Source organism: Lactococcus sp. DD01 (genome assembly GCF_001578715.1).
GTDB classification, from domain to species: Bacteria; Bacillota; Bacilli; order Lactobacillales; family Streptococcaceae; genus Lactococcus; species Lactococcus petauri.
This window is the reverse complement of record NZ_KQ968939.1, coordinates 759717-767513: the sequence shown is the minus strand read 5'-3', so window position 1 is coordinate 767513 and position 7797 is coordinate 759717. Positions and strand designations below refer to the sequence as shown.

Here is a 7797-nt window from a genome sequence, read left to right as displayed (position 1 = left end):
GCCTTGTTAGGTGACGTGATGACTATGCCTGGCTTACCTAAAAAACCAGCGGCTTTAAATATGGATATTGACGAAACTGGGAAAATTACTGGTTTGTTTTAAGCAAAGGAGAACGATGGTAAAAGCAAAACTCACCCCTTTTATTACATTAAATGGTAAGGCCAAGGAAGCGAAGACTTTTTATGCTCAAGTTTTGCCAGACACAAAGATTATACGGATGGAGTTTTATCATGAAAACCCAGCTTTTTCTGAGCTGAAAGAAGAACTTGTTTTATATGGAAGTTTGGAAATAAAAGGGACAGAACTTTTCTTTCTTGATATGCAAAAAGAATATGCAGCACCAACACCAAATTGGTCAAATTCCCTTCTTCTGGACTGTGCGACCGAGGCTGAATTTGATGAAATCTTTGCAGCTTTAGCAGACCAAGGAAGCGTGATGATGGGGCCGGAAGCTGTAGGAGATATTCGTAAATGTGCCTGGATCACTGACAAATTTGGCATTACATGGCAACCGGTCTGGAAATAAAGAGAAATAGTTATCCTTTTTTGCGGATAACTTTTTTGTTTGCTGATATTAAATAAATAAAATGCCGGTATAAAAAAATCTTAATCCCTCGATAAACAAATAATATGACAAACCAATAGGGAGCGTGATAAACTTTAAATATCAAAAAATTAAGGAGAACATTACTATGAAAAAGTCACTGAAGCTTTCACTCGCGCTCGTTTCGCTTATCGCCGCAGGAGCTTTAGCTGCTTGCAGTAATGGTGGTTCATCAAGTAAAGAAGAATCAAAAACCAAGCAAACGGAGATTGTTGTAGCTACAGATGGAGCAACTAAACCCTTTACCTATTCTGATAATCAAGGAAATTTAACAGGATATGACATTGAGGTTGCACGTGCTGTCTTTGATAAGTTACCTGAATATAAAGTAACGTATCAAGCGGTTGACTTTTCTGGGATTGTTCCAGGTTTGGACAGTGGACGTTATCAGATGGGAGCCAATGATTTTGGTTGGTCAAAAGAACGTGCAGAAAAATATAATTTTTCATCACCGATTTCTAAATCGAATAATGCAGTATTAACGAAAGATGGTGATTATAAAACCCTAGAAGATCTTGCAGGTAAAAGTACAATCGGTAATCCAGCTTCTAACTATACAAAGATTATCAATGATTGGAACAATGCGCACCCAGATAAGAAAATAAATATCAGCTACTCTTCAGATAGCACATCTATCAATACACGCTTTAACCAGATTGAATCTGGGAAGATTGATTTCATGCTTTATGATAAAATCTCTCTGCAATCAAGTATTAAGGATCAAGGGTTTGATAGCTTGAAAATTCAAGATATCGATACTTCAACAGGTGATCCTGAACATGACGGTTATGAGTATTTCCTCTTTGCAAAAGATGATGCTGGCAAAGAACTTCAAACTAAAGTCAACAAAGTACTTGCGGAGCTTGAAAAAGATGGTACCTTGAAAAAACTTTCAGAAAAATTCTTTGATGGAGATTTTGTACCTGAAGCAAGCAAGTTTAAATAAATATTTCACAGACAAGAAAAAATTTTTAGTTTCTTGTATAATAGTAGGAGTAGTGTAAAAGCTGTCCCTGAGTCTCTCACACACAAATGCTTGTGGCACGAGTGAGGGGTTCAGACAGCTTTCTTTGATGAAGAGAATAAAAATGAATAAAAATAAAAAAATAATTTTAGGCTTGGGAGTTTTGCTCCTGTTGATTATTTTGCCTATGCTTCCCTTTTTAATCATGCAAGGGCAATATAGTTTTGACGAATTTTGGACGATGTTTTTCACCAAAATTTTTAGTTGGAAAGACTTTACAGCAGCCTTTGTACCAATCATTAAAATGATTCCTATTTCATTGCAGATGACACTTATCGCAATGTTCTTTGGTCTTATTTTGGGATTGCTCCTTGCACTTGTCAGAATAAATAAAATTCCTATTTTAGATCAGTTACGTGCCTTGTTTGTTTCCTTTACACGTGGGACACCAATTCTGGTACAACTTTATTTAACTTATACAGGGATTCCCTTGATTCTTAAAGCAATCAATATGAATTACGGAACAAATTATACAGTTAACTCGGTTCCTGCTATGCTCTTTGTGATTGTGGCTTTTGCCCTTAACGAAGGTGCTTATAATTCAGAAACAATTCGCTCAGCCATTCAATCAGTAGATAAAGGTCAAATCGAAGCAGCACGCTCCCTAGGAATGACAAATTTTCAAGTTTTTTGGCGTGTAACCTTACCTGAAGCAGCTTCTGTTGCAACAGCGCCATTAGGCAATGCTTTGATTGGCTTACTCAAATCAACTTCACTCGCTTTTGTTGCTGGTGTAGTCGAAATGACCGCTCAAGCCCAAATAATTGGCGGTTCAACCTTCCGTCTTTTTGAAACCTATTTGGCTCTGGCCTTAATTTACTGGCCAATCTGTATCGTTCTGGAAATCTTGATTCGTAAGATTGAAAGCAAACTGGAAATCAAAATGCCTAAAGCAGCGCGGAAAATCTCACTTGGACGCAATCCTTTTGATAATGGGGTGACCAACAAATGATAAAAATTTCAAATTTAAGTAAATCTTTTGCAGGTAATGTTGTTCTTGACAATCTTAATCTGGAAATTAATGAAGGTGATGTCATTGCGCTTATTGGTGCATCAGGTGCCGGTAAGTCAACATTTTTACGCTCTATTAATTATCTGGAAGAAGCAGACAGTGGACAGTTAGAAATTGATAATTTTAAAGTCGACTTTGAACATATCAGTAAACAAGAAATTCTTGAGCTTCGTCGCAAAACAGGAATGGTCTTCCAGCAGTTCAATCTCTTTGAACGTCGTACAGCCCTCCAAAATGTGATGGAAGGTTTAATTCAAGTTAAGAAAATGTCCAAAGCAGAAGCACAGAAGCTTGCTGAGGAAAATTTAAGAAAAGTCGGTCTTGAAGATCGTATGGATTACTATCCAAAATTCTTATCCGGCGGTCAAAAACAGCGTGTAGGAATAGCACGAGCGATGGCAATGCAGCCAACTTTACTCTTGCTTGATGAGCCGACATCAGCGCTGGATCCGGAACTTGTTGGCGAGGTGCAAGACACTATTCTCAATGCAGCTAAAAATAAACAAACAATGGTTTTGGTGAGTCATGAGATGGACTTTGTCTATAATGTTGCTACAAAAGTACTCTTCCTTGAAAAGGGTAAAATCATTGAAGAAGGTAGCCCTGAGGAAGTGTTCCATCATCCTAAAAATCCGCGGACGAGTGAGTTTCTCTCTCGTCATGTTAAAACCATTGATATAGGAAGTTCAAATGATTAATTTAGTTTTACAGTTTTATCTTAAAGGTTTACTCATTTCTTTTTTAGTTGTAGGTTTACTCAGTCTTTTGTACGGTTTTATCTATTGGCTCCGTAATCATCATAAACCCCGAAATGTCTGGCGCAATCGTTTATTTGACATTATTTTGGTGGATATTTTGACGATTCCGATTTTGAGTTTTACAGTTGTTGGTATACTGATTATTTTAAGAATCAGATGATTGTAAATCAAAATAATGGCAAATAATCAAAAGAGAATTTATAATGGTTCTATACTTGAAGAGGTGAATTATGACAGAAAAAATTTACGATGTAGTAGTTATCGGTGCAGGGCCTGCAGGCATGACCGCAGCTATGTACAGCGCTAGAAGTGAAATGAAAACCTTGCTTTTGGAACGAGGTGTTCCGGGCGGGCAAATGAATAATACAGCAGAAATTGAAAACTACCCAGGCTATGGTCAAATCATGGGTCCTGAACTTTCAATGAAAATGTATGAGCCTTTAGCTGATCTTGGTGTTGAAAATGCTTATGGCTTTGTCACATCAATCGTCGATAATGGTGCAACTAAAACAATCAATACTGAAGAAGAAGTATTTGAAACAAAATCAATCATCATTGCGACAGGAGCAAATCACCGTAAGTTAGGAGTTCCTGGAGAAGAAGAATACGGTGCCCGTGGTGTATCTTACTGTGCTGTCTGTGATGGTGCATTCTTCCGTGATCAAGATATCTTGGTTGTTGGTGGTGGTGATTCCGCTGTTGAAGAAGCCATTTTCTTAACTCGCTTTGGTAAAACAGTAACAATTATGCATCGCCGCGACGAATTACGCGCGCAAAAAATTATTCAAGAACGCGCCTTTGCTAACGATAAAATAAAATTTATCTGGGATTCTGTTCTTGAAGAAATCAAAGGTGATGAACGTAAAATTGAATCTGTACGTTATAAAAACGTTAAGACAGGTGAAGTTACAGAAGCCAACTTCGGTGGTCTCTTTATCTATGTAGGTTTGGATGCCGTATCTGAATTTGCTCGTGATTTAGGTATTACAGATGAAGAAGGTTGGATTATCACAGATGCTACGATGAAGACAAGCATTCCAGGTATCTTTGCCGTTGGTGATGTTCGTCAAAAAGATTTCCGCCAAATTACTACTGCAGTAGGTGATGGAGCCCAAGCAGCTCAAGAAGCTTACAAATATGTAGAAGGTTAAACAAAAAAGAGTGTGCATTACTGCCGTTCTTTTTTGTTTTTATCGTTCGTATTCTAGTAACAAATGTGTTATAATCTTATTAGTGTAATTCTGATTAAGGAAGAAAAGTATATATGGATAAAGTAATTTACGACGTTTTACTCGTCATTATGTTGGTTATTTCTGCAATTTTAGTTATTTCAATTTTGATGCAACCTTCTAAACAAGATGGTGCTGCTGATGCTTTTTCAGGTGGTTCAGGCGAGCTATTTGAACGACGTAAAGCGCGTGGTTTTGAGGCTGTGATGCAACGTTTTACAGGTATTACTATTGGTATTTGGCTTGTACTTGGTTTCATCTTGGTCGTTCTCTCTACGAAATAAAAGAATGACAATATGCAAAATGAAGCGGTCGAAAAATAATGGACCGCTTTTTTTATTTAAAAAGAAAAATTTATAGACAAATGTTAACCACTAGTGTAAATTTTTTGATACAATTTAAATACATAATTTCATAATTTCAATTTACTCTTCAACTTGGAGAGTTTTTTCTTTTGACTAAAAAGTCCCTTTATCTTTTAAAGGGACTTTTTAGTATTCTTCAGGTATTTAACGATAAATTTTCGCAAATATAAATCGTGAACTTGGACCGACCAAAAGTAATTGAAGAGGAAGTGCAACGACGATGTTTAATGCCCATGTTTTACCATACAAGAGAAGCAGACTATCTGTTGTTGGTGTCCCTTCCATGATAATCCCAAAAATAGACATAAGGGTAACCATTCCTAGAATCATAAACAAGGAAATAAAAATACCAAGTTGCGCAGGAGAAGGCTGTAAGTTCTTTTTTTCGATATGAGAAAAGACAATTTTTTTCACCAGCGGACCAACAAGTGCAAGATCAAGTATGACAGCGACAAGTAGAGCGAGTGGAAAACCAGTAGCTACATTTCCCCAACTTTCCATACTTATACCGCTGGCTTTAAAAACATTATACATGGTCATTCCAAAAACCATCATTCCAGCAATTAATCCGGTAAAAACAAGTTCTTCTTTAAAATTTTTAGGCATCTTTTTTTCTCCATTCTTTTTAAGTGCACTATATCATAACATAAATGACCGTGTCTTCGTAAGTGAAAACTTGATAAAGAACAAAAAAAGTAAAAATTCAAGGACAATTAAAGTAAGTTGCAGGATTTTAGTCACTAAAAAATTTTTGAAAAAATAATCTTAAATACTTGACGTTTACAAAAGTAAACGATATAATACAAATATAGTTTACAAACGTAAACGAAAAGGGCAAAAATTGAAAATTAAAAAAAACATAAAACGATGTTGAGGCTGTATCAAAAATAGGCAAGTCTAATCTGTATCAGAAAGAGGAAATGAAATGACCAACTATATTTTCAAACCCGGCGATGAAAGTCTTGCACCTGTTCTGGTTTTGCATAGCACAGGTGGTGATGAAGAGCAGCTGATTCCATTGGCTGAAGACTTATTTCCCAATCACCCTCTCTTATCCATTCGTGGACGCGTCAGTGAGCAAGGGATAAACCGCTACTTTAAACTCAAAGCTCCTGGTTTTACGAAAGAAAATTTTGACTTGGAATCGCTGAGCCAAGAATCCCAATGGTTAGCTACAGAAGTGACACGTTTAGGACAAAAATATCAGCTGGATCTTACGCGACTTGCAGTGATTGGTTATTCTAATGGTGCGAATGTTGCACTATATATGCAACTGAAAGGCATAATGCAATTTGATAGAGTTTTAGCCTTTCATGCCATGCAACTTACCGATATAGAAGAACCCGTAATTGCAGATGAAAGTAAAATTTTTCTGACTCACGCGGACAATGATCCTATCGTAAGTCGAGCAAATCTGGAAGAGCTCTCTTCTGACTTGCAAAAGACAGAATGTGAGCTGGAAGTATTTAAAACCAGTTTTGGTCACCAATTAAGCAATGATGAACTTGTAGCAGCAAAGAAATGGTTAGCAGCATGAAGAAAAAGATAAGCTTACATGAACATGTCTTTCCAATCGAGAAAATCATAAAAAAACTAAAAAAAGAGGAAAATCCCATGAACACAGAAATTGAAACACAAAACATCCTTGGTGGAGTTCACCACGTTACAGCAATCACATCAAGCGCACAAAAGAATTATGACTTTTTTACAAATATCTTAGGCTTACGTTTGGCAAAATTAACCGTCAATCAAGATGATTATGAGACTTATCACCTTTACTTCACAGGGGAAGATGGGAAAAGTCCAAATATGACCTTCTTTGACTTCAAAGATATTCCCAAAGGAATGCATGGGGCAAACAATATTGAGCGTGCTTCGTTTCGTGTACCAAGTGACGCTTCTCTTACTTACTGGACAGAGCGTTTTGAAAAAGCGCATGTTAAACATGGCGAAATTAATGTCAAATTTGGCAAGAAAACACTCGAATTTGAAGATTTTGATGGTCAAAAATACCAATTGATTTCCGATCAAGACAACACAGGTGATGCTGCACTGGATCGTTCATGGCTTCTCTCAAATGTAGCGCCTGAACATGGAATCATTGGCATGGGTCCAGTCTTTGTGAAAGTTACGGACACTTACAATTTACGGATTATTTTGGAAACAGTCTTTGGCTTCCGTTATGCTGGTCAAGAAAATAATTTGCATCTTTTTGAAGTAGCCAATGGAGGCAATGGTGCAGCTTTGATCATTGAAGAAGCGCAAGAAAATGAGCGTTATGCTTATCAAGGCTACGGTACAATTCACCATTTAGCATTAGGAACGACAAATCCTGAAACTTTAAATTACTGGATTGAACGTATTCAAGCCTTTCGTTTACCACATTCTGGCTTGGTGGATCGTTTCTACTTCTCTAGCGGTAGCTCCGGGTGTTCTGTTTGAAATTGCTACATTTACACCAGGTATTGGCGCTCTTGATATGGCTGAGTCAGGTGATGGTGCTGTCGACAGTTATGAAGAGGCATTAATTACTTCAGGTTTCTGGATTGACGAATCAAAAGAAGAAGCAGGGAAAGACTTAAGTTTACCTCCTCATCTCTTCCCAGAAGATGAAGCTGTCAGAGCACGTACAGCAGCAAGTTTACGTCCTCTAGATACTTCGGATACGATGCGTGATCGTAGTCATGATGAATTATGGACTGTTGAAAAAGTTGTTGAACGTCGAGAAGGTGAAAGCCTTGAAGCTTTTGAACAACGTTATCTTGGAAAATAAATAATATAATAAAAAACGTTTCTGTCCTTATG

At 37.1% G+C, this 7797-nt stretch carries 10 protein-coding genes and 1 pseudogene; 10 read left to right on the top strand and 1 reads right to left on the bottom strand.

The features are described 5' to 3' along the window. From LACDD01_RS12630 to secG, 8 genes are all read left to right on the top strand, one after another. The coding region (locus tag LACDD01_RS12630) for a formate--tetrahydrofolate ligase (RefSeq protein WP_156468513.1) at positions 1-102 on the top strand (102 nt) is incomplete at its 5' end. A gap of 13 nt (positions 103-115) precedes the next feature. Further along, on the top strand, positions 116-526 hold the full coding sequence (locus tag LACDD01_RS03740) for a VOC family protein (RefSeq protein ID WP_061413249.1): 411 nt from the start codon (positions 116-118) through the stop codon (positions 524-526). A 166-nt stretch (positions 527-692) separates the two neighbouring features. Beyond that, positions 693-1550 carry an amino acid ABC transporter substrate-binding protein gene (locus LACDD01_RS03735; RefSeq protein ID WP_017369767.1) on the top strand — a complete coding sequence of 286 codons (858 nt, stop codon included), beginning with the start codon at positions 693-695 and terminating at the stop codon, positions 1548-1550. Positions 1551-1692: 142 nt separating this feature from the next. Beyond that, positions 1693-2580 carry an amino acid ABC transporter permease gene (locus LACDD01_RS03730; RefSeq protein WP_004258125.1) on the top strand — a complete coding sequence of 296 codons (888 nt, stop codon included), beginning with the start codon at positions 1693-1695 and terminating at the stop codon, positions 2578-2580. Next, positions 2577-3338 carry an amino acid ABC transporter ATP-binding protein gene (locus LACDD01_RS03725; RefSeq protein ID WP_061413248.1) on the top strand — a complete coding sequence of 254 codons (762 nt, stop codon included), beginning with the start codon at positions 2577-2579 and terminating at the stop codon, positions 3336-3338. The genes LACDD01_RS03730 and LACDD01_RS03725 overlap by 4 nt, the downstream gene beginning before the upstream one ends. Continuing rightward, the gene (locus tag LACDD01_RS03720) at positions 3331-3558 is read left to right on the top strand and encodes a DUF4059 family protein (RefSeq protein ID WP_061413247.1); all 228 of its coding nucleotides are present in this window, start codon (positions 3331-3333) and stop codon (positions 3556-3558) included. The genes LACDD01_RS03725 and LACDD01_RS03720 overlap by 8 nt, the downstream gene beginning before the upstream one ends. 70 nt (positions 3559-3628) lie before the next feature. Further along, positions 3629-4549 carry a thioredoxin-disulfide reductase gene (trxB, locus tag LACDD01_RS03715; RefSeq protein ID WP_004258118.1) on the top strand — a complete coding sequence of 307 codons (921 nt, stop codon included), beginning with the start codon at positions 3629-3631 and terminating at the stop codon, positions 4547-4549. Positions 4550-4662: 113 nt separating this feature from the next. Continuing rightward, a complete protein-coding gene (gene secG / locus LACDD01_RS03710) occupies positions 4663-4911 on the top strand; it encodes a preprotein translocase subunit SecG (protein ID WP_004258115.1) in 249 nt (82 codons plus the stop codon). A gap of 225 nt (positions 4912-5136) precedes the next feature. On the opposite strand, the gene LACDD01_RS03705 is transcribed toward secG, so the two are convergent. Beyond that, positions 5137-5598: a DUF2798 domain-containing protein gene (locus LACDD01_RS03705; protein ID WP_061413246.1), complete on the bottom strand. Its 462-nt coding sequence runs from the start codon at positions 5596-5598 to the stop codon at positions 5137-5139. 319 nt (positions 5599-5917) lie between these two features. Here LACDD01_RS03705 and LACDD01_RS03700 point away from each other — a divergent pair, with 319 nt between their 5' ends. Both LACDD01_RS03700 and LACDD01_RS03695 read left to right on the top strand, forming a co-directional pair. Then, positions 5918-6529, top strand: coding sequence for an alpha/beta hydrolase (locus LACDD01_RS03700; RefSeq protein WP_061413245.1), 612 nt, complete (start codon positions 5918-5920; stop codon positions 6527-6529). Between the two features lie 77 nt (positions 6530-6606). Next, positions 6607-7765: pseudogene (locus LACDD01_RS03695) on the top strand (VOC family protein). Positions 7766-7797 lie beyond the last annotated feature (32 nt).

Bases quoted from the DNA above. Each gene is read 5' to 3' on its own strand.
- LACDD01_RS03735 (WP_017369767.1), top strand. From the start codon at position 693: ATGAAAAAGTCACTGAAGCTTTCACTCGCGCTCGTTTCGCTTATCGCC.
- trxB (WP_004258118.1), top strand. From the start codon at position 3,629: ATGACAGAAAAAATTTACGATGTAGTAGTTATCGGTGCAGGGCCTGCA.
- LACDD01_RS03720 (WP_061413247.1), top strand. From the start codon at position 3,331: ATGATTAATTTAGTTTTACAGTTTTATCTTAAAGGTTTACTCATTTCT.
- LACDD01_RS03740 (WP_061413249.1), top strand. From the start codon at position 116: ATGGTAAAAGCAAAACTCACCCCTTTTATTACATTAAATGGTAAGGCC.
- LACDD01_RS03730 (WP_004258125.1), top strand. From the start codon at position 1,693: ATGAATAAAAATAAAAAAATAATTTTAGGCTTGGGAGTTTTGCTCCTG.
- LACDD01_RS03700 (WP_061413245.1), top strand. From the start codon at position 5,918: ATGACCAACTATATTTTCAAACCCGGCGATGAAAGTCTTGCACCTGTT.
- LACDD01_RS03705 (WP_061413246.1), bottom strand. From the start codon at position 5,598: ATGCCTAAAAATTTTAAAGAAGAACTTGTTTTTACCGGATTAATTGCT.
- secG (WP_004258115.1), top strand. From the start codon at position 4,663: ATGGATAAAGTAATTTACGACGTTTTACTCGTCATTATGTTGGTTATT.
- LACDD01_RS03725 (WP_061413248.1), top strand. From the start codon at position 2,577: ATGATAAAAATTTCAAATTTAAGTAAATCTTTTGCAGGTAATGTTGTT.